The 20,617-nt window shown below is 67.6% G+C and carries 21 protein-coding genes and 2 pseudogenes; 14 read left to right on the top strand and 9 right to left on the bottom strand.

From position 1 onward, the window contains the following. Positions 1 to 210: 210 nt before the first annotated feature. Entirely contained in the window at positions 211 to 1,335 is a 1,125-nt protein-coding gene (alr, locus tag WS69_RS04750) for an alanine racemase (RefSeq protein WP_059469649.1), read from the bottom strand. 536 nt (positions 1,336 to 1,871) lie between these two features. On the opposite strand from alr, the gene WS69_RS04755 reads away from it, so the two are divergent. The 3 genes from WS69_RS04755 (at position 1,872) to egtD (ending at position 4,629) form a co-directional block, all read left to right on the top strand. Continuing rightward, on the top strand, positions 1,872 to 2,252 hold the full coding sequence (locus WS69_RS04755; protein ID WP_059469650.1) for a DUF427 domain-containing protein: 381 nt from the start codon (positions 1,872 to 1,874) through the stop codon (positions 2,250 to 2,252). A gap of 168 nt (positions 2,253 to 2,420) precedes the next feature. After that, positions 2,421 to 3,653 (top strand): ergothioneine biosynthesis protein EgtB, encoded by a 1,233-nt coding sequence (gene egtB, locus WS69_RS04760; protein WP_059469651.1) that lies wholly within the window; start codon positions 2,421 to 2,423, stop codon positions 3,651 to 3,653. Positions 3,654 to 3,657: 4 nt separating this feature from the next. Further along, positions 3,658 to 4,629, top strand: a complete 972-nt coding sequence (gene egtD, locus WS69_RS04765) for an L-histidine N(alpha)-methyltransferase (protein WP_059469652.1) — start codon at positions 3,658 to 3,660, stop codon at positions 4,627 to 4,629. A 109-nt stretch (positions 4,630 to 4,738) separates the two neighbouring features. On the opposite strand, the gene WS69_RS04770 is transcribed toward egtD, so the two are convergent. Both WS69_RS04770 and WS69_RS35240 read right to left on the bottom strand, forming a co-directional pair. Beyond that, complete coding sequence (locus WS69_RS04770; protein ID WP_082715954.1) at positions 4,739 to 5,152, bottom strand: DUF3455 domain-containing protein; 414 nt, start codon at positions 5,150 to 5,152, stop codon at positions 4,739 to 4,741. Positions 5,153 to 5,479: 327 nt separating this feature from the next. Beyond that, positions 5,480 to 5,614, bottom strand: a complete 135-nt coding sequence (locus WS69_RS35240) for a hypothetical protein (RefSeq protein ID WP_269434732.1) — start codon at positions 5,612 to 5,614, stop codon at positions 5,480 to 5,482. Between the two features lie 189 nt (positions 5,615 to 5,803). Here WS69_RS35240 and WS69_RS04775 point away from each other — a divergent pair, with 189 nt between their 5' ends. The 9 genes from WS69_RS04775 to WS69_RS04815 all read left to right on the top strand — a co-directional run bounded on the left by WS69_RS04775 (position 5,804) and on the right by WS69_RS04815 (position 13,717). After that, positions 5,804 to 6,916 (top strand): patatin-like phospholipase family protein, encoded by a 1,113-nt coding sequence (locus WS69_RS04775; RefSeq protein ID WP_059469653.1) that lies wholly within the window; start codon positions 5,804 to 5,806, stop codon positions 6,914 to 6,916. A gap of 205 nt (positions 6,917 to 7,121) precedes the next feature. Continuing rightward, a complete protein-coding gene (locus WS69_RS04780; protein WP_059469654.1) occupies positions 7,122 to 7,727 on the top strand; it encodes a TetR/AcrR family transcriptional regulator in 606 nt (201 codons plus the stop codon). Between the two features lie 162 nt (positions 7,728 to 7,889). After that, complete coding sequence (locus WS69_RS04785; protein WP_156437936.1) at positions 7,890 to 8,048, top strand: hypothetical protein; 159 nt, start codon at positions 7,890 to 7,892, stop codon at positions 8,046 to 8,048. Between the two features lie 140 nt (positions 8,049 to 8,188). Next, on the top strand, positions 8,189 to 8,869 hold the full coding sequence (locus WS69_RS04790) for a type 1 glutamine amidotransferase domain-containing protein (protein WP_059469656.1): 681 nt from the start codon (positions 8,189 to 8,191) through the stop codon (positions 8,867 to 8,869). Between the two features lie 164 nt (positions 8,870 to 9,033). Further along, the gene (locus tag WS69_RS04795) at positions 9,034 to 10,131 is read left to right on the top strand and encodes an NADH:flavin oxidoreductase/NADH oxidase (protein ID WP_059469657.1); all 1,098 of its coding nucleotides are present in this window, start codon (positions 9,034 to 9,036) and stop codon (positions 10,129 to 10,131) included. Positions 10,132 to 10,702: 571 nt separating this feature from the next. Then, on the top strand, positions 10,703 to 11,464 hold the full coding sequence (gene fabI, locus WS69_RS04800; RefSeq protein WP_059469658.1) for an enoyl-ACP reductase FabI: 762 nt from the start codon (positions 10,703 to 10,705) through the stop codon (positions 11,462 to 11,464). Positions 11,465 to 11,587: 123 nt separating this feature from the next. After that, positions 11,588 to 12,016 (top strand): GNAT family N-acetyltransferase, encoded by a 429-nt coding sequence (locus WS69_RS04805; RefSeq protein ID WP_059469659.1) that lies wholly within the window; start codon positions 11,588 to 11,590, stop codon positions 12,014 to 12,016. 109 nt (positions 12,017 to 12,125) lie between these two features. Then, entirely contained in the window at positions 12,126 to 13,196 is a 1,071-nt protein-coding gene (locus WS69_RS04810; RefSeq protein ID WP_059469660.1) for an AI-2E family transporter, read from the top strand. Between the two features lie 125 nt (positions 13,197 to 13,321). Beyond that, positions 13,322 to 13,717 carry an outer membrane protein assembly factor BamE gene (locus WS69_RS04815; protein ID WP_059469661.1) on the top strand — a complete coding sequence of 132 codons (396 nt, stop codon included), beginning with the start codon at positions 13,322 to 13,324 and terminating at the stop codon, positions 13,715 to 13,717. 7 nt (positions 13,718 to 13,724) lie between these two features. Here the strand turns inward: WS69_RS04815 and pdxR are convergent, their stop codons facing one another. Then, complete coding sequence (gene pdxR, locus WS69_RS04820) at positions 13,725 to 15,248, bottom strand: MocR-like pyridoxine biosynthesis transcription factor PdxR (protein WP_059469662.1); 1,524 nt, start codon at positions 15,246 to 15,248, stop codon at positions 13,725 to 13,727. Positions 15,249 to 15,351: 103 nt separating this feature from the next. Here pdxR and WS69_RS04825 point away from each other — a divergent pair, with 103 nt between their 5' ends. Next, complete coding sequence (locus WS69_RS04825) at positions 15,352 to 16,065, top strand: pyridoxamine 5'-phosphate oxidase family protein (RefSeq protein ID WP_059469663.1); 714 nt, start codon at positions 15,352 to 15,354, stop codon at positions 16,063 to 16,065. A gap of 156 nt (positions 16,066 to 16,221) precedes the next feature. Here the strand turns inward: WS69_RS04825 and WS69_RS04830 are convergent, their stop codons facing one another. From WS69_RS04830 to WS69_RS04835, 5 genes and pseudogenes are all read right to left on the bottom strand, one after another. Next, positions 16,222 to 16,497: an ATP-binding protein gene (locus WS69_RS04830; RefSeq protein WP_082715955.1), complete on the bottom strand. Its 276-nt coding sequence runs from the start codon at positions 16,495 to 16,497 to the stop codon at positions 16,222 to 16,224. Further along, positions 16,446 to 16,601, bottom strand: a pseudogene (locus WS69_RS35245) (efflux transporter outer membrane subunit); the annotation flags it as partial. The pseudogene WS69_RS35245 and the gene WS69_RS04830, both read right to left, overlap by 52 nt. Positions 16,602 to 16,677: 76 nt before the next feature. Further along, positions 16,678 to 17,250, bottom strand: coding sequence for a hypothetical protein (locus WS69_RS34505; protein ID WP_226382993.1), 573 nt, complete (start codon positions 17,248 to 17,250; stop codon positions 16,678 to 16,680). Positions 17,251 to 17,497: 247 nt separating this feature from the next. Then, positions 17,498 to 17,747 (bottom strand): annotated as a pseudogene (locus WS69_RS34510) (helix-turn-helix transcriptional regulator); the annotation flags it as partial. Positions 17,748 to 17,829: 82 nt separating this feature from the next. After that, positions 17,830 to 18,591, bottom strand: coding sequence for a Crp/Fnr family transcriptional regulator (locus WS69_RS04835; RefSeq protein ID WP_226382942.1), 762 nt, complete (start codon positions 18,589 to 18,591; stop codon positions 17,830 to 17,832). A gap of 154 nt (positions 18,592 to 18,745) precedes the next feature. Here WS69_RS04835 and WS69_RS04840 point away from each other — a divergent pair, with 154 nt between their 5' ends. After that, positions 18,746 to 20,407: an acyl-CoA synthetase gene (locus WS69_RS04840; RefSeq protein ID WP_059469665.1), complete on the top strand. Its 1,662-nt coding sequence runs from the start codon at positions 18,746 to 18,748 to the stop codon at positions 20,405 to 20,407. The last annotated feature ends 210 nt before the right edge of the window (positions 20,408 to 20,617 follow it).

Raw genomic sequence — 20,617 nt, forward strand, 5'->3', positions numbered from 1 at the left:
TGCGCGGGTGTGTTTGCGCGGCCGGGCGTGCGGCCGCGGACGTGCGTCGAATGCCGCGAGATCCGTTTCGCACGAGTGGGCGCGTCGTCGATCGCACGCCATCGGCCGGGGGCTGAGCTGCTTCGAATGCGCGAGTCGTCCGCGCTGCGCCGAACGCGAAGCCGCCGACGCGGCCGAACGCGTCGCCCGCCGCCGCCCGGCCGATTGCGCTCAGCGCCCGTAGCTGCCCGTTCGCGCGTGCTCGGGCTGCGCCGCCACGGCCGGATACGGATCGACCACCACCGGCACCCGCCGCGCGAGCGCGCACATCAGCTCGTAGCCGATCGTGCCCGCGGCCTCGGCGACGTCGTCGACGCGCACCTGCGCGCCCCACAGCTCGACCGTCGAGCCCACGCCCGCGTTCGGGCACGGCGTGAGATCGACGGTCAGCATGTCCATCGACACGCGCCCGACGACCTGCGTGCGCACGCCGTCGACCGCGATCGGCGTGCCGGTCGGCGCGTGGCGCGGATAGCCGTCCGCGTAGCCGCACGCGACGACGCCGACGCGCACCTCGCGCTCGGCCGCGAAGCGGCGCCCATAGCCGACCGTCTCGCCCGCCGCGAGCGTCTGCACGCCGATGATCCGGCTCGTGACGGTCATCGCCGGCCGCAGCGGCACGTCTGCGATGTGGCGGGCCGCGCCCGTCGGCGATGCGCCGTACAGGATCGTGCCGGGCCGCACCCAGTCGCGATGCGCGCGCGGATGCCACAGCACGGCCGCCGAGTTCGACAGCGTGCGCTCGCCGGGCAGGCCATCAGTCGCCGCGTCGAACGCGCGCATCTGCCAGTCGATCTCGCCTTCGTCGGCGTTCGCGAAGTGCATCATCAGCGCGATGTCGCCGATCGACGGCGCGGCGGCCGCGCGCGCCCACGCGGCGCGGAACGCGTCCGGCCGATAGCCGAGCCGGTTCATCCCCGAGTTCATCTTCAGCTGAATGTCGATCGGCCGCATCGTCTTCGCGGACGTCAGCAGCCTCAATGGCTCGTCGCCGTGCACGGCGACCGTCAGCCGATGGTGGTCGGCGATCTCGACGTCCGCCGCCTCGAAAATCCCTTCGAGCAGCAGGATCGGCTTCGTCCAGCCGAGCTCGCGCACGCGCACCGCTTCGTCGAGGTCGAGGAGCGCGATGCCGTCCGCGTTCGCGAGCGCCGGATAGATGCGCTCGATGCCGTGACCGTAGGCATTCGCCTTGACGACCGACCAGACGCGCGAGCGCGGCGCTTTTTGCCGGACGATTGCAAGATTGTGCGCGACGGCGTCGGGATGAATGCGGGCGACGATGGGGCGGGGCATGAATCTCTCTGCGAAGTGAAGGAAGGCGGTCCGCGCTTCGCTGCGGTTCGCCGCGATGGTCGATCGAGGGTGCGCGTTCGGTGTATATCCACCGTACGAAACGTCACTGCCAGTGTCGGCCGCTATAGTATTTGCAGATCGATGGTTTTATTTAATGTATTTGTCGTATTTTCAGTAAAAACTTGCGGATGTGGCGCACACGCGATGCGCGGCGGCGCTCGTGAACGGTTCGTTGCGCGCGACGGGGCGGAAGGGAACCTCGGCGTGCGCGGCGGTCTATGCGGAAAGGGCGATGCGCATCGGCCATCGATCGACTGTCGCCGCGCACGCAGGAACGAAATCTGCGAACACGAGTGTCAGCGCGAACCGCGCGCATCGCCGTCCGATCTCCGTACGAGGTGCAATTAACGGCGTTCGCAACGGTGATTGTTCGTTCGCTTCAACTTCAGAATTCACGGTTCGTGTGTCGCCCGCCGCGCCCGAGCGGCGTAGGATGTCGCCGAAGTTCGACGTGTTTCGCAACCGGAGGTGCTTTCATGACCCAGTCAAGCCATACCGTCAAGATTCCTGGCCCGGACCATCCGATCACGATCGAAGCAACGGGCGAGCGTGTCGTCGTCGACGCGGGCGGCCACGCGCTCGCCGATACGCGCGACGCGCTCACGCTGCGCGAGGCGTCGTATCCGCCCGTGCAGTACGTGCCGCGCAAGGACGTCGACATGTCGCGGCTCGAACGCACGACGCACACAAGCCATTGCCCGTACAAGGGCGACGCGTCGTATTACAGCATCAAGGGCGCCGGCGAGCGCGGCGTCAATGCGGTTTGGTCGTATGAAACGCCGCATGACGCGATGAAGCAGATCGCCGGCCATCTCGCGTTCTATCCCGATCGCATCGACTCGATCACGATCGGCTGACACCGACGCCATTCATCCACACAAACGGGGCGAGCCGCGAAAACGGTGCTTGTCGCGCGCGGCGTCGCGATTCAGGTCGCGACGCCGCGCGCGTGTCCTATTCTTTGTTGCATGGGTTCGCAGGCGAGGCGTGACGCGCGAGCGAACCATCCAGTCGGGACGGTGCAGATGACGAAGAACGAAGAATCGACGCGCAGTCTCGCGTCGGACCTCGCGCGCGGCTTCACGGACGTGCGCAGTTACAGCGTCGAACTCGCGAGGCCGCTGTCCGCGGAGGATCAGGCGTTGCAGTCGATGCCGGACGCGAGTCCGACGAAGTGGCATCTCGCGCATACGACATGGTTCTTCGAAACCGTGATCCTCGCGCGGCATGCGCGCGGCTACAAGCTGTTCGATTCGCGCTATCCGTATCTCTTCAATTCGTATTACGAAGCGCTCGGCCCGCGTCATGCGCGGCCGCAGCGCGGGATGCTGTCGCGCCCGTCGCTCGACGACGTGCATCGCTATCGACGCCACGTCGACGACGCGCTGCTCGATCTGCTGCGCACGGCCGATCTTTCTTCGCTGGTCGCGATGGAGCCGGAGATCACGCTCGGCCTGCATCACGAACAGCAGCATCAGGAGCTGCTCCTCACTGACATTCTGCATGCGTTCTCGCTGAATCCGCTGCTGCCCGCCTATCGGAGCGACGCGACGCCGGCCGACGACGCGCCGCGCGCGAACGGCGTCGCGCGCTGGTTGCCGCAGCAGGGCGGCATCGTCGAGATCGGTCACGACGGCCGCGGCTTTTCGTTCGACAACGAGCGGCCGCGTCATCGAACGATCCTGCCGCCGTACGAGATCGCCGACCGGCTCGTGACGAACGGCGAATACGCGGCGTTCATCGACGACGGCGGCTATTCGCATCCGGAGTGCTGGCTGTCCGACGGCTGGGCGATGGTCCAGCGCGACGGATTGAAGGCGCCGCTGTACTGGATCGCGTCCGACGGCGGCGAAGGGCTCGGCTGGCGCGAGTTCGGATTCGACGGGCTGCGGCCGCTCGTGCGCGACGCGCCCGTCTCGCACGTGAGCTTCTACGAAGCGGCCGCGTACGCGGAATGGGCGCGCGCGCGCTTGCCGACCGAAGCCGAATGGGAGGCCGCGTTCGACGCGCCGGGCATCGCTCAGATGACGGGCTGTGTGTGGCAGTGGACGCGCTCGTCGTACGACCCGTATCCGGGCTTTCGTCCGATGGCGGGCGTGGCGGCGGAATACAACGGCAAGTTCATGGTCGGGCAGCAGGTGCTGCGCGGCAGCAGCGTCGCGACGCCGCCGGGACACGCGCGCGCGACGTATCGCAACTTTTTTCCGCCGGCCGCGCGCTGGCAATTCACGGGAGTGCGTCTTGCGAGAGATATCTGAAGGGATGGAAGCCGCCGCGGGCGTGGCGATCGAAACGGCGCGCGACAGCGCGTTCGGCCGCGACCTGATCGCCGGACTGCGCCGCTCGCCGCGCAGCATCGCGCCGAAGTATTTCTACGATACGGCGGGTTCCGCGCTGTTCGATCGGATCTGCGAGCTGCCCGAATACTATCCGACGCGCACCGAGCTCGCGATCCTGAAACGTCGCGCAGCCGAGATCGCCGCGCAGATCGGCCGCGACGCGAACCTGATCGAGTTCGGCGCGGGGTCGCTGTCGAAGATCCGCGTGCTGCTCGATGCGTGCGCGGCGTCGAATCCGCCCGCGCGCTATCTTCCCGTCGACATCTCGGCCGGTCATCTCGCGCACGCGGCCGCCGCGCTGCGCGACGCGTATCCGTGGCTCGACGTGCAGCCGGTCGTCGCCGATTATCTGCAGTCCGATCAAATGTGTGCGCTCGAGCGTGTGAAGGGCAGGCGCGTCGGGTGTTTTCTCGGCTCGACGATCGGCAATTTTTCGCCCGACGAGGCTTCGGCGTTCTTGCGGCGCGCCGCTTCGTTGCTGGAGGGCGGCGGCCTTCTGATCGGCGTCGATCTCGTGAAGGACGTGTCGATCCTGCACCGCGCGTACAACGACGCGGCGGGCGTGACGGCCGCGTTCAATCTGAATCTGCTCGCGCGCGCGAATGCCGAATTGGGCGCCGATTTCGTGCTCGATGCGTGGGCGCATCGAGCGTTTTACGACGTCGAGCGTCAGCGCATCGAAATGCATCTCGTGAGCCGGCGTGCGCAGACGGTGCGCGTGGCCGGGTATGCGTTCCGGTTCGAGGCCGGCGAGACGCTGCATACGGAGAACTCGCACAAGTTCACGGTCGACGGGTTTCGCGAACTGGCGCGATCGGCGGGGTTTACGCCGGGGACGGTTTGGGTCGATGACGCACGGTTGTTCAGCTTGCATTGGCTCGAGCGTCGCGGGTGAGCGGATAACCGGCCGCGTCGATGTGAGGCTGGACGAATGGGCGGCGACGGCGGCGCGCATCGTCGGATACGCGCATGCCGGCATCGTCGTGGGATGAGCCGGCTTACGCTTACTTCCAGAAGACGTAATGCGCGTAATACGGCGAGCTGCCGACTTGATGCTCGGTCGAGCACGGCGTCGCGGGCGCGGCGCCGCCCATCGTATCGAGCCGCTGCACGTAGCGCACGGATGCGAGCGAGCCGTTCGCGGTCGCGTGCGTCGAGAGGAGCAATTGAGGAATGCTGCCCGCGTTCGGACTCGGCGCGTCGGCGATTTTCTCGCCGACGATGCGGCTGCCGTCCCGTGCTTCCCACGACGGGCCGGCGCCGTGCCGGATCACGGCGACGCCGGACGCGTCGTAAAGCGTGGCTTCGGGGTGCTGGAACACCCATGCGATGCGGCGGTTGCCGTCGTATTCGCAGGAATAGATTTGAAGGCCGGTGGCGGTCGTGACGAATGCTCGTTCGGCATCCTTGGGAATCAGGTTCGACGGAGGCGAGGCCGCGTCGGCGGCGACCGCGCTCGCCCATGCAGCAAGCGCGGTCGCAAACCGTAGCCGTAGCGTGACGCACCGCCGGTTTCGTCTTTGAGCGAGGCCCGTCGTGGACAGGAGGGGATGGCGATCGGATTGGGCGCTTTCGTGCACGATGACGATCCTCGTCGGAATAGGTCGGTCGAATGAAGCATAGCGGACGTCTCGTGGCATGCAAGGCGCGCACTGCGGCGCATGTCGCAACATCGGCCCGTGTGGATATTCGAAACCGTCGCGCGCCGCACGTCGCGAATGCCCGGTTGCATGCTGGATGGACAGTCAACGTGTGGAATCGACATGGCGTTGTCGCCCGGCCAGTTCATCGATCGGCACGCTGTCACGTGTGCTCGGGACCATGGCCGGCAAGCGCATGGCGTGCCCCTCGTCGGCAAGCGGCGGCGTGAATGCGCTCATCGCCTACACTTGATCATGGTATTCAGTTCCGACCAAACGCCGCATTCGGCGAAGCATTGCATTGAACCCGGGATGCAACTCGGGCAATCGATCGGTGGCCGGCCCAGGCTGCGTCGCCGGCGACGACGCAACGGCGCGTGAACCGCATCACCGACGGCGCATCGGCGGAACAATTCAGCGGGGCGAGCCATGACCGTGAGCCAGCCAGCACGAATGGAATTGCCGGGACAAGTCGTGCTCGTATTTCAGGGCGGCGGTGCATTGGGCGCCTACCAACTCGGCGTCTATCAGGCGCTGGATGAATCCCGAATACGGCCGGATTGGGTGGTCGGTACTTCCATCGGTGCGATCAACGCAGCGTTGATCGTCGGGAATCCGCCGGAGCGCCGCTATCGACGCTTAGCGGAGTTCTGGAATCGGGTCACCGACCAGACCCGTCTGGACGTGTCCGCCGCATGGCTCGGCTGGGACAAGACGCTTGCCGAACTGATGATCATCGGCGGCGGCATAGCGGGATTCTTCCTGCCCAATCCGGCTTCCTGGCTCGGGCCGCTGGCCCGATTGGGCGTGGATCGCGCGTCGTATTACCTGGCGGCTCCGCTCCGCGAAACGCTGACCTCTCTCGTCGACTTCGACCTGCTGAACGCCGGGCATCCGCGCCTGACCGTCGGCGCGGTGAACGCCTGCACGGGCGCGATGCGCTATTTTGACTCGCGCGAGCAGCGCCTGACCGTCGAGCACGTCATGAGTTCGGGGGCGCTGCCGCCCGCTTTCCCGGCAGTGCGGATCGATGGCGAGCCCTATTGGGATGGCGGCGTCTATTCCAATACGCCGGTAGAAGTGGTGCTGGACGATAACCCTCGCAAGAGTTCGGTCATCTTCTCGGTGCAGATGTGGAATCCGGCCGGCCCCGAACCGGAAAGCCTGTGGCAGGTATCGGAACGACAAAAAGACATCCAGTACGCAAGCCGCACCGACAGTCATATCGCGCGTCAGCAGCAGATACATCGTCTGCGCCATGTGATCCGCGAACTGGTCAAGCGCTTGCCCGAAGCCGAGCGTGCGACGGCCGAGATCAGGGAACTGGCCGCCTGGGGCTGCCATACCAACATGCGTCTCATCAAGCTCGCCGCGCCTCGGCTCGACGGGGATAACCAGTTGAAGGACATCGATTTCACCCCGACGGGCATCGCTGCCCGCCAGCGTGCGGGCTATGAAGAAGCGATGCGAGCCATCGCGGCGCGTCCGTGGGAGGGGGCAATGGATCCGATGGAAGGATTGACCGTCTACAGCGCGGACTGAGCCGTATCGGGGGAAAGATGCGCTTGACGCTTTGCGGCGAAAGTACGAGGCGCGGGATCGAGCGTCGGCGTCCGGCGTCCGTCGTCCGTTGCTTGTTGCTTGTTGCCTGTTGCCTGTTTCGCTTTCGGAGCCGTTCCACACGCACGGCAGGGGCATTCAACGCCTTCTAGACGACCGGTCTAATCCCGCGCTATCATCCGCCCTCATGAACGCAGCAGCCACCACCGCCGACGTGCGGCAGCACATCCTCGACACCGCCAAGCCCATCATGCTCTGCAAGGGCTTCACGGGCGTCGGTCTGAACGAGATTCTGGCGGCGGCCGGCGTCCCGAAAGGGTCGTTCTACCATTATTTCGGGTCGAAAGAAGCATTCGGCGAGTCGATCCTCGAGTCGTACTTCGCCGACTACCTCGCGCATCTCGACGCACTGCTCGTGCGCGGCGCCGGCCCCGCGGCCCATCGGCTGATGCGCTATTGGAGCCAATGGCAGGACATGCAGGCGGGTAACGATCCCGAGGGCAAGTGCCTCGTCGTCAAGCTCGGCGCGGAGGTCTGCGATCTGTCGGAGGCGATGCGGGCGGCGCTCGATCGCGGCACGACGCAGATCGTCGCCCGGCTCGCCGCGTGCATCACGGCGGCGTTCGAGGACGGTTCGCTGAAGGTCGATCTCGATCCGCAGCAGACCGCCGCGACGCTTTACGAGCTGTGGGTCGGCGCGACGCTGATCGAAAAGATCCGGCGCAACGGCGAGCCGCTCGCGACCGCGATGGCGACCACCCGCCGCATCCTCGGCCTGCCAGGAGCGCGCTGAGCACGAACTTCAATGCGCGGCGGCGCGTACGACGAACGTCGCGCCGCCGCGTTTTTTACGATCATTTTCTAGACGACTGGTCTAATAGGGGCGCGCGGCATGCCGCATTTCGATGATCGCAATGCAGTGCGAATCCGGTTCGGCGAACGGATCGAAGCGGCAATGACGCGCACCCGCGCGGGCGACGAAAGTCTCGATGCGATGCCGCGCCCGTTCGATCATGGCATCGCCGTCGACGTGCTTGCCGGCGATGTCGCACGACGGGCAATGCATGCGACGGCGGCGCTCGATGGCCGTACGCCGCGCAGCGACGAGACGTGACGTGACGCGACGCGACGCGACGATGAAGCTGCGCGCGACGCGGATCGCCGCGCGCGCGTTCGAGCGATTCGTAGATGCATGACCGGCGGGCCCGGGCGGGCCGCGCCGCTTGATTTCAACGCTTCAAGGAGGGCATCCAAATGAAGATTCTCGTAGTCCTGACTTCGCACGACGAACTCGGCGCGACCGGCAAGAAAACCGGTTTCTGGCTCGAGGAACTGGCCGCGCCGTACTACGCGCTGAAGGACGCGGGCGCCGAGCTGACGCTCGCGTCGCCGCGCGGCGGGCTGCCGCCCGTCGATCCGAAGAGCAGCGATCCGGCGTCGCAGAGCGATGCGACCCGCCGTTTCGACAAGGACCCCGAAGCGCAGTCCGCGCTCGCGTCGACGCGCAAGCTCGCCGACGTGTCGATCGACGATTACGACGCTGTGTTCTATCCGGGCGGTCACGGTCCGCTGTGGGATCTCGCCGAGGACCGTCATTCGATCGCGCTGATCGAGCGCGCGGTCGCGACGAACAAGCCGGTCGCGGCCGTCTGTCACGCGCCTGGCGTGCAGCGACACGTGAAGGACGCGTCCGGCGCGCCGCTCGTCAAGGGCCGCAAGGTCACGGGCTTCACGAACAGCGAGGAAGCGGCCGTCGAGCTCACCGAGGTCGTGCCGTTCCTCGTCGAAGACATGCTGAAGACGAATGGCGGTGACTATTCGCGCGCGGCCGACTGGGCGCCGCACGTCGTCGTCGACGGGCGGCTCGTCACCGGGCAGAACCCGGCGTCGTCGGAGCCCGTCGCCGAAGCGCTGCTCGAGCTGCTCGAGCAGTGACGCGCCGTGCGGGCGGCCATCCGGCGCGCCGCCCGCAGCGCATGCGCCGCGTCGCGATGCCCGTGCGCCGGCGAACGACGTCGTTGCATCGCATCCCTTCGCATCGCCGAATCACCGAATCATTTCACCGACCCGCAATACGAACACCGAAGAAGGAGTAGTAGATGGCTGCATTGTTCGAACCGCTTCAGTTGAAGGACGTCAAGCTGCGCAACCGCATCGCGGTGCCGCCGATGTGTCAGTACGTCGCCGAGGACGGCGTCGCCAACGAATGGCATCACGTGCATCTCGCGGGCGTCGCGCGCGGCGGCGCGGGGCTCGTGATCGCCGAGGCGACCGCGGTATCGCCGGAAGGCCGCATCACGCCGGGCTGCACCGGCCTCTGGAACGACGAGCAGGCGGCCGCGTTCGAACGCTCGGTCGATGCGATCAAGGCGGCGGGCGCGGTGCCCGGCATCCAGCTCGCGCATGCGGGCCGCAAGGCGAGCGCGAACCGTCCGTGGGAAGGCGACGACCACATCGCCGATGGCGATCCGCGCGGCTGGCGGACGATCGCACCGTCGGCGGCGCCTTACGGCGCGCATCTGCCGAAGGTGCCGCGCGAGATGACGGCGGGCGACATCGCGCGCGTGAAGGCCGATTACGTCGCGGCCGCGAAGCGCGCGCTCGACGCGGGCTTCGAGTGGCTCGAGCTGCATTTCGCGCACGGTTATCTCGCGCAGAGCTTCTTCTCGGTGCATTCGAACCGCCGCACCGACGCGTACGGCGGCTCCGCGGAGAATCGCGGACGCTTTCTCGTCGAGACGCTCGCGGCGGTGCGCGAAGTGTGGCCCGAGCGCCTGCCGCTCACCGCGCGCTTCGGGGTGATCGAGTACGACGGTCGCGACGAGGAGACGCTCGCCGAATCGATCGAGCTCGCGAAGCGCTTCAAGCAGGAAGGGCTCGATCTGCTGAGCGTGACGGTCGGCTTCTCGACGCCCGAAGCGCGGATTCCTTGGGGCCCCGCGTTTCTCGCGCCGGTCGCCGAGCGTGTGCGCCGCGAAGCGCAACTGCCCGTCGCGTCCGCTTGGGGGATCGATACGCCGGCGCTCGCGGAGCGCGTCGTCAAGGATGGGCAGCTCGATCTCGTGATGGTCGGCCGCGCACATCTCGCCGATCCGCACTGGCCGTACCGCGCGGCGCTCGAACTCGGCGTCGACCGCGCCGCGTGGACGCTGCCCGCGCCGTACGCGCATTGGCTCGAGCGCTATCGCGCGGCTTGACGGGATCGAGCGGGGATCGGGCGCGCGCGCGTCGGGTCGAGCGGCGACGATGCGTTCGCGTCGGCCGCTGCGCCATCGTCGATTCGACGATTCGTTGCCGCACGCGTGCGACACGGCGCTCGCGCTGCCGCTCGAGCGGGCGTTCACGGCACGGCGCTTCGCATTGTGGCGGCGGGCGACGTCACGTCGTCCGCCCGTTTTCCTTGGGCGCCCGTGTGCGGCGTCGTCCGATATCGTTCGCACTCGACGCTTGCCCGCCACGATGCCGCCCTGCCCGGCATGCGGCGTTTGCATCGCGCCGCGCAGTGCCTGTTCGCGATGAAGCGAGCCGCTTCCCGCAACCGAAACGAGATCTGCCGAGCCGTGTCCCGTTGATGTCGATCAACACGCGGCCCGCATCGATCGCCGACAGTCGACGGGCGAGCAACGTGCGGCCGCGTGCCGCACGAGCGCGGACGGCGGCGCGGCATTCATGACGTGAATGTGTCGATTCGCATCGACACGCCGATCTTCGCCATGCGGTCCGGCGCGCCGCCCGCACGCCATCGAACGACCGTCGAAGGAGATCCCTATGCGTCTTCAGCACAAGCGTGGCTTGATCATCGGCATTGCAAACGAAAGCAGCATCGCGTTCGGCTGCGCGAAGGTCATGCGCGAGCAGGGCGCCGAGCTTGCGATCACTTACTTGAACGCGAAGGCCGAGCCTTACGTCCGGCCGCTCGCGGAGCGCCTGGAAAGCCGGCTCGTCGCGCCGTGCGACGTGCGCGAGCCCGGTCAGCTCGAAGACGTGTTCGCGCGCATCGAGCGTGAATGGGGGCGGCTCGACTTCGTGCTGCATTCGATCGCGTATGCGCCGAAGGAAGACCTGCATCGCCGCGTGACGGACTGCTCGCAGGCGGGCTTCGCGATGGCGATGGACGTGTCGTGCCACTCGTTCATTCGCGTCGCGCGTCTTGCCGAGCCGCTGATGGCGAGCGGCGGCTGCCTGATGACCGTCACGTTCTACGGCGCCGAACGGGTGGTCGAGGACTACAACCTGATGGGGCCGGTGAAGGCGGCGCTCGAGAGCGCGGTGCGCTACCTCGCCGCGGAGCTCGGGCCGCGGCGCATTCGCGTGCACGCGTTGTCGCCCGGGCCGCTGAAGACGCGCGCCGCGTCCGGCATCGACCGCTTCGACGCGCTGCTCGAGCGCGTCCGCGCGCGCACGCCGGGGCATCGCCTCGTCGACATCGACGACGTCGGCCACGTCGCCGCGTTTCTCGCGAGCGACGATGCGGCCGCGCTGACGGGCAACGTCGAATACGTCGACGGCGGCTATCACGTCGTCGGCTGATGCCGATGGGCGCGGCGAAGGCGCGTGACGGAGCGCGCGCGTTTGAGCGAACGGCGTACGCACGCTAAGATGGCCGTCTCAGTGCGCATCGACTCGACATCCGCCACGCCCCGAAGGACCGCCATGCCGCCCGTCACGCTCGTCGTCACCGACCGCCCCGAACCTGCGGAGATCGAATTCATCGGCGCGGGCCTGACCGCGTACAACGTCGAGCGCGCCGGCGTCAACGACGAACGTCCGCTCGCCGTGTTCGCGAAGGATCCGGACACGGGCGAGCTGCTCGGCGGCCTGACGGGCCGCACGTCGCTCGGCCTGATGTTCGTCGACCTGTTCTATCTGACCGACACGCTGCGCGGCGACGGCATCGGCCGCGAGATCCTGCGGCTTGCCGAGGAGGAAGGGCGCAGGCGCGGCTGCGGGGCGGCCGTGCTTTACACGATCAGCTTCCAGGCGCCTGCGTTCTACGAGAAGCTCGGCTGGCGACGGTTCGGCGAAGTGCCGTGCGATCCGCCCGGCACGAGCCGCGTGTTCATGACGAAAACGCTGCGCTGAAGGCGGACGCGCGCAACGGTCGGCCGCCGCACCGGCGGCGGCGCGCGAGTCCATTAAGATGGCGGTGTCGCGGCGCTTGCCGCGCTTTCTCATTGCGCCAAGAGTCCTCATGATTCAGAACGCGTCTGTCCCGCCGGAGCCGTCCGGCCGTCCGAAGGCCCAGTCGATCGCGCTCGGCGCGCTGTATGCGGCGCTCGTCGCGCTCGCGTTGTGGGTGATCCGCGATTTCATTCCCGCGATCGCATGGGCGTGCGTCGTCGCGATCGCGCTGTGGCCGGCGTTGCGCCGCATCGACGCGCATCCCGGCTTCCACGGCCGCGCGACGCTCGTCGCCGCCGCGTTGACGTCGGCGGTCGCGCTGCTCGTCGTCGTGCCCATCGCGGCCGGGCTCGTCGAGGCGGTCGATCAGAGCCGCGAGCTGCTCGACTGGCTGCATCGCGCCGAGCAGACCGGCATTCCCGCGCCCGATGCGCTCGCGCATCTGCCGTTCGGCTCGCAGCAGGCGAGCGCGTGGTGGCAGGCTTATCTCGCGAAGCCGCTGCATCCGGAAGCGGCCGTCAAGGGCGTCGACGGCGGGACCGTCGTCACGTTCGGCCGGCACTTCGGCTCGCGGATCGCGCACGCGGCGGTGCTGTTCGGCTTCATGCTCGTCACGCTGTTCGTGATCTTCCAGGCAGGCCCGCGCCTGTCGGGCGCGCTGCTCACCGGCGTGCGGCGCGCGTTCGGCGACAACGGCGCCGTGCTGCTGCAGCGGATGGCGGCGGCCGTGTACGGGACGGTGACGGGGCTCGTCGTCGTCGGCTTCGGCGAAGGCGTGCTGCTCGGCGTTGCGTACGCGTTCGCCGGCTTGCCGCACGCGGCGTTGCTCGGCCTCGTGACGGCCGTCGCCGCGATGCTGCCGTTCTGCGCGCCGCTCGTGTTCTGCGGCGCCGCATTGTGGCTTTTCGTGCAAGGGGCGGTCAGCTGGGCGATCGGGCTCGCGGCGTTCGGCTTCGTCGTTGTGTTCGTCGCCGAGCACTTCGTGCGCCCGGTGCTGATCGGCAGCTCGGCGCGGCTGCCGTTCCTGCTCGTTTTGTTCGGTATTCTCGGCGGCGCGGAGACGTTCGGGCTGCTCGGCCTTTTCATCGGCCCGGCGCTGATGACGGTGCTGACTGTGTTGTGGGCGGAGTGGGTCGATTGATGGCGCGCATCGAACGATGCGTTGTTTTTCCGATTGTTTTTAGAAAATTCAACAAAAAGAGAGCGAAACGTCGATTAGCATGCAGTTTTCCACTGCGACGGCTTCGCGCCGCACGGCTGAGCAGCATGCCATTTCAGACGACGAACCGCACCGTTCCCGTACTTGCTTTTCCGCTCGCCGCCGCGTTGCTGATGAGCGGCTGTTCGTGGTTCAGCGGCTGGTTCGACGCGTTCTCGTATGCGAGGCTGCCGCTGCCGAAGGCGGCCGAGCAGCCGGGCGCGACGCAGGTGCAGATCGTGGCGGCGGGCGGCAATCCGGCGAGCGTCAGGATGGTCCGCGACGGTGCGGGCGTCTGCTATAACTACGATCTGCGCCACGGCAACGACCATCGGCCGTACTACGTCGTGTTCGACCGGCGCGGCGTCGTCTCGCGGCACGGCTTCGCAACCTGCGCGGAAGCCGACCGCAACGGGCTGCTGCGCGGCAGCGCGCGCTCGACGCGCGACGAGCCGCGCGCGTGAGCGGCCGCTACGCGATCGCGTCGGCGCCGCCGCCGCTGCGTCGCGCGGTCCGCGCGTCGCGCAGCGCGTCGTCGATCGCGACGCCGAGCCGCCGCACGCACGCGTCGATCCGCTCGGTCGGCACCGCGCCGTAGCCGAGCACGAGGCCGTTGTACGCGGCGTGATCGGTGCCCGGCAGGCAGAAGCGCGACAGCGGCCGCACCGTGATCGAGCGGGCCATCGCCGCGCGCGCGACGTCCGCGTCGGCGACGGGCGCGTCGAGCCGCGCGGACAGATGCATGCCGCCCGCGCCGCCCGAGACCGTCAGCGCGCCGCCGAGATGGCGCGCGAGCGCGTCTTGCAGCACGTCGCGCCGCTCCTCGTAGAGCCGGCGCATCCGGCGCAGATGCCGCGTGAAATGTCCCGCCTCGATGAAATCCGCGAGCGCGAGCTGCTCGGCGAGGCGGCCGCGCGGCGTCAGCGCGCCGATCGCGCGGCGCAGCTCCGGCGCGAGCGCCGCGGACGCGACGACGAAGCCGATCCGCAGCGTCGGAAACATCGTTTTGCTGAACGTGCCGAGATAGACGACGGGCGCGTCGTCGCCGAGGCTCTGCAGCGCGGCGAGCGGCGCGCCGAAATGGCGGAACTCGCTGTCGTAGTCGTCTTCGACGATCCATGCGCCCGCCGCGCGCGCATCCGCGACGAGCGCGACGCGCCGCTCGACGCTCATCACCGCGCCGAGCGGGTACTGGTGCGACGGCGTGATGTAGACGAGCCGGGGCGGATGCGTGCGCCAGTGGTCGGCGGTCGGCGCGAGGCCGTCGGCGTCGACGGGGATCGGCACGAGCCGCAGGTCGGCCGCCTCGAACGCCGCGCGCGCGCCTGCATAGCCAGGGTTCTCGATCCAGACGGTATCGCCCGCGTCGGCGAGTGCGCGCGCGCACAGGTCGAGGCCGTGCTGCGTGCCGTCGGTGACGAACACCTGGTCCGCGTCGCAGCCGATCCCGCGCGACACGCGCAGATATTCGGCGATCGCCTGCCGCAGCCGCAGGTTGCCGCCGAGCGGCGCATGACCGAGCTGCACGGGGCCGATCCGCCGCCACGCGCGCTCGACCGCGCGTCGCCACGACGCGAGCGGAAACTGGTCGAGCGCCGGCATCCCCGGAAGGAACGGCAGCGGCGCTTGCTCGTCGTCGATGTCGGTGTCCGGCAGATCCGCGATGCGCCGCGACAGCGCGGGCCTTGCGCGAGTGGACGATGCGGACGCCCCCGTGGCGGGCAGGCCGACGCGCGCGACCATCGTGCCTTGCCGCCGTGCGACGACGAAGCCCTCGACGGCAAGCCGCTCGTACGCATAGAGCACCGTGTTGCGCGCGATCCGCAGCGTTTCGGCGAGCGCGCGCGACGACAGCAGATACGTGCCGGGCTCGAGCGTGCCGTTCAGGATCGCCGTGCGCAGGCACGCATAGAGCCGATGTTGCTGCGACGCGCGCGCGAGCGCATCGTGCGCGTTGTCCCGCTCGAAATTCGACAGCAATACGCCGTAGTCCATCGTGGCTCCAAAAACCAGTAATCACATGGATCTATTCATGGTGCCACAGATTTTTTATCGTCGAGTCCGTTGAAACGAACATGCCCATGCAGGAGCCACGCCGATGACCTCGACCGCAGCCGATTCTTCGCCCACCGCACCGACCGCGCGCACCCGCTTGCGCCGCGTCGCCTATCGCGGCCACTACGACCGCGCGACCCTCGAAGCGATTCTCGACGCCGCCTACGTGTGCCACGTCGCGTTCGCCGACGAGTCGGGCGTGCATTGCATCCCGACCGCGTGCTGGCGCGAGGGCAATCATCTGTATATCCACGGCTCGAACGGCAGCCGGATGCTGAAGCTCGCGGCGGCGGGCGCGCAGGTGTGCGTGACGGTCACGCATCTCGACGGCCTCGTGCTCGCGCGCTCGGCGTTCAATCATTCGATGAACTATCGATCGGCGGTGATCTACGGCGAGTTCGAGGTCGTGCCCGATTCGCGCAAGGCGGCCGTGCTCGACACGTTCGTCGAGCGGATCGCGCCGGGCCGCAGCCGCGAAGCGCGGCCGGGCGACGCGAACGAGCTCGCGGCGACGACCGTGATGCGCATCGCGCTCGACGAAGCCGCGACGAAGATCCGCACGGGCGGCCCGAAAGACGACGAAGCGGATCTCGGCTTGCCGGTGTGGGCGGGCGTGCTGCCGATGCGCGACGCGCATTTCGCGCCGATCACCGACGCCGCGCCGGCCGGCGTGCCCGATTACGTGCGGCGCTGGCAGGATGCGGTGCCGCTCGGCGAGACGGAGGACGAAGAGGCGAGGCGGGTCGCGGTGCGTTGAGCGGCGGGCTGTCGACGGCGGTTTCGCGCGATGGTCTTGATGAGCGAAGCGACGCCGTGCGCATCGCGCAGGCTATCGCGCAGCGGATGGCCTGCGTCGGTTGTCGCCCGCTGTTCGCTGTTCGCTGTCCGTCGCCTGTCGCCTGTCGACCGCCGCTCAAGTCGTCTTCAGCGTCGGCTGCCGCGCGGCCGCCGCCGTCCGCACGTCGCGCGCCTGCGGCTCGGCGTCGGCCGGCCGCGCGGTGACCGAGAATCCGATCGCGTTCCATCCGTCCGCGCATGTGACGAACACGGCGCCGCCGTGCATTTCGGCGACCGCCTTCACGATCGACAGCCCCAGCCCATGGTTCTCGTCGCTGTTCGCGCGCGCTTCCTCGATCCGGTAGACCAGTTGGGCGCGAGGGATGCGCGTGCGGGTGCGGCCGGGCGCCAGTACGAATCGGCCGGGGCGATCCGCCATGCGGCGGGCGTGTCGACGGGCGGGCGACGATAGTCCGGGCCGACCGCGCAGCCGGCGAGCGCGACGGCGGTGAGCGCGAGCGGGAGGAGCGGGCGGCGTGGACGGCGTGATTGCGACTCGAGGGGCTTGGGCGGTTTGGGCGATTCAAGCGATTCAAGCGCGGAGTCTGATTTCTCCATCGTACCGTTCTTGTTCCGCGTTCCAATACAGATCAAGTTGCTGGCTCGGGATCCGTACCAATTCTGCGGATTGTTGCCCTGTAATATCGAATTCAATTTCTGAGATCTTGGTGCCACGCCTGCCAGCCACGGCCGCAAAGATTTCGACCTTATATGTTCCCATTCCATATAAAAGCGTGTCGGGTGCTCCGCGAAGATTGAAATGATGATCGCTGGCAATCCCAGTTGGTCCAACGAACAATCCACTACCGATGGTCAAGCGCCCACTGTCAGTATGTCCCCATAAATTGAATCGATAGATTTGCCCATCCTTGTGAACATGCAGAAATAGATTTTCAACTGCCATCCCCTTTGTCCCTGTCGAGTACAAGCACGTACGGATAAATAGCTTCGGCCAGTTCGGTCCCGCATCCCTTTTCAGGCAGACATAGGTTGGACGGGTCATCTTGAGTTTTCCTCGATTGAACTGAACCAACCAGAAGGTGTACGCCGAGACCACGACCGACACCCCTGAAAGCACCAGTGTGAAAATGTCTTTCAATTCCATTGTGATTGTCCTTTGTCTGAGCGAGGCAGCCGTTTGAATGTTCCAGTGGAAGTTTAGGCGAACGGCCGCATCTGACCGCTCGCAACACCCGCCCAATCACTCTCCGCTGCACGACGCAATAACAACTCAATCGCAGCGCCCAAAATCCCGGAAATCCGGGCGACGACGCATTGAATCGGCGAATCGAAAATCGAATGCGAAATAGAAACGGTTCCTGTCCGCAGACTGCCGGATACCTCGCACCACCCCCCCGATACTGCCCCGGCGTCGCCGCCATCACTTTCCAAAACGCCCGCTGAAAATGCGCCTGATCGGCGAAGCCGGCGTCGAGCGCGACGTCGGCGATCGGCCTGCCGAGCTTCAAGCGCGCGCTGCCGTATCGAATGCGCCGGTTCACGAGATACGCATGCGGTGTCATCCCGTAATGCGCGTCGAACGCGCGGACCAGATACGACGGCGACAACCCGGCCGCCGCAGATGTCGTCGAGCGACAGCGCGTGCGTATGACGCCCGTCGATGCACGGCTCGGCCGCCCTCAGGCCGCCCACCGGCCGCCCCGAGCGTCGCGGCGGCCCTTCGTCAGATCTGCTCCGTCCCGAACGCCGCGAGCCTCGGCAGATCGAGCACGTCGATCTGGTTGTACGCGATACGCAGCGCGCCGAGCCGTTCGAGATGCTGGAGCGCCTGATTGATCCGCTGCCGCGACACGCCGACCAGCATGCCGAGCTCCTCCTGCGAGATCGCGAGCGTCGCGCCGGTGTCCGGATACAGATCCGGATTGAAGAGCTGCGTGAGCGACTGCGCGACGCGCGCGTTCACGTCGAGCAGACGGCTGTTCTGGATCGACGCGATGAACTCGCCCATCCGGTTGTTCAACTGGCGGATCACGAAGCCCGTGAACGGCAGGCTGCTGTCGAGGAGCGCGTGGAACGTCGTAGCAGGCACGAACAGCACGAGCGAGCGCTGGATTGCGATCACGTCGTACTTGCGCAGCTCGCGCTTGATCACGCTGCCTTCGCCGAACCAGCCGCCCGACGGCACGCCGGAAAATGTGCAGCCGCGCCCGGATGCGTTGTAGATCGCGAGCTTCACGAGCCCGCGATGCACACCGATCCAGTATTCGGACGGCGCCTGCCGGCGCGCGACCCAGTCGCCCGCGTCGCGATGCTCGGCGTGCGACTGCGCGACGACGAGCGCCTGATGCTCGGGCGCGAGCGCGTTGAACCAGCCGCAGCGGGAGAAGAGCGCGCGGAGATCGCCGGGGCCGGTCGCGCCGGCCGTATCGGCCCGCGGCGCGTCGAGCGGCGGCGCGCGGCGAATCGCTTGAACGTCGTCTTGCATCACACAGGGTTTGCGAGGATAGGGAATACGCGGGATCGTCGCGGGCGCGTCTGTCGCTTGGGTGACAGACGGCTCACAATGGCCGCGAGTAGGCTTGTGCAATTGAACCACACACCAACGATATCGAGGCGCGAGCCTTGCAGGAGACGACATCATGACGCAGAGGTTCGAGGAGGGACTCGGCAGGCGCGACGCCAATTACGTGCCGCTCACGCCGATCGATTTCATCGCGCGCGCGGCCGAGGTGTATGGTGACCGCCTCGCCGTCGTGCACGGCGACGTGCGCCGCACGTGGAGTGAGACCTATGCGCGCGCGCGGCGGCTCGCGAGCGCGCTCGAGCGCGCGGGCGTCGGGCGCGGCGACACGGTGGCCGCGCTGCTGCCGAACATCCCGCAGATGATCGAGGCGCACTTCGGCGTGCCGATGGCGGGCGCTGTCCTCAACGCGCTGAACACGCGGCTCGACATCCCGTCGATGCTGTTCATGCTGCGTCACGGCGAGGCGAAGGCGCTGATCGTCGACACCGAATTCGCGGAGTTTGCGCATCGCGCGGCGCTCGAGGTGCCGGGGCTCACGATCGTCAGTGTCGCCGACGCGATGCCCGCCGACCCGGCGCGCTTTCACGGCGCGACCGATTACGAAGCGTTTCTCGCCGGCGGCGATCCGGGATACGCATGGGCGCTGCCGTCCGACGAATGGGATGCGATCGCGCTGAACTACACGTCGGGGACGACGGGCGATCCGAAGGGCGTCGTCTACCACCATCGCGGCGCGTATCTGGCCGCGATCAGCAACATCCTCGAATGGGACATGCCGAAGCACGCGGTCTACCTGTGGACGCTGCCGATGTTCCACTGCAACGGCTGGTGCTTTCCGTGGGCGGTCGCGGCGCGCGCGGGCGTGAACGTGTGCCTGCGCAAGTTCGACGCGAAGCGCGTGCTCGACCTGATCCGCCGCGAGCGCGTCACGCACTACAGCGGCGCGCCGATCGTGCAGAGCGCGATCGCGAACGCGCCGGCCGAATGGCGCGCGGGGATCGCGCACGAGGTGCATGCGTTCGTCGCGGGCGCGGCGCCCGCGCCCGCGGTGATCGCGAAAATGAAGGAGATCGGCTTCGACCTCACGCACGTCTACGGGCTCACCGAAGTGTACGGACCCGCGACCGTCTGCGCGAAGCAGTCGCACTGGGATGCGCTGCCCGACGACGAAATCGCGCAGCTCAACGCGCGGCAGGGCGTGCGCTACCATCTGCAGGCGGGCGCGACGGTGCTCGATCCCGACACGATGATGCCGGTGCCCGCAGACGGCGAGACGATCGGCGAGATCATGTTCCGCGGCAACATCTGCATGAAGGGGTACCTGAAGAACCCGCATGCGACCGACGAGGCGTTCGCGGGTGGCTGGTTTCACACGGGCGATCTGGGCGTGCTGACGCCCGACGGCTACATTCGTATCAAGGATCGCCGCAAAGACATCATCATCTCGGGCGGCGAGAACATCTCGAGCATCGAGGTCGAGGATGCGCTGTACCGGCATCCGGCCGTCGCGGTCGCGGCGGTCGTCGCGCTGCCGGATCCGAAGTGGGGCGAGGTGCCGTGCGCGTTCGTCGAGCTACGCGACGGCATGACGGCGACCGAGGAGGAAATCATCGCGCACTGCCGGCTGCTGCTCGCCGCGTACAAGATTCCGAAGATGGTGCGGTTCGGCGAACTGCCGAAGACGTCGACCGGGAAGATCCAGAAATTCCAGTTGCGCGCGCAGGTCGGGTCGAGTTCCGCGATCGATCTGGCGGGAGAGGCGGGGAAAAAGGGCTGAGCGGCGCGGGGGCGGCCGGACAGTATCGATCGTTCGGCGTTCCGCAACCCGGCAGCGTGGTGTGTGGCGCGTGGCGTGTGGCGGCGTTCGCGTTCGCCACGCGGGCGGATCGTCGTCGGACACGCGAGTTCGACGGACGTGGCGCGCTGGCGGACCTGACGGTCTCGTCGGGCGCCGGGTCGGCGCGGCGGCGCTGGGTGCCGGCGGTTC

This window comes from Burkholderia sp. BDU5, from assembly GCF_001522845.1.
GTDB classification, from domain to species: domain Bacteria; phylum Pseudomonadota; class Gammaproteobacteria; order Burkholderiales; family Burkholderiaceae; genus Burkholderia; species Burkholderia mayonis.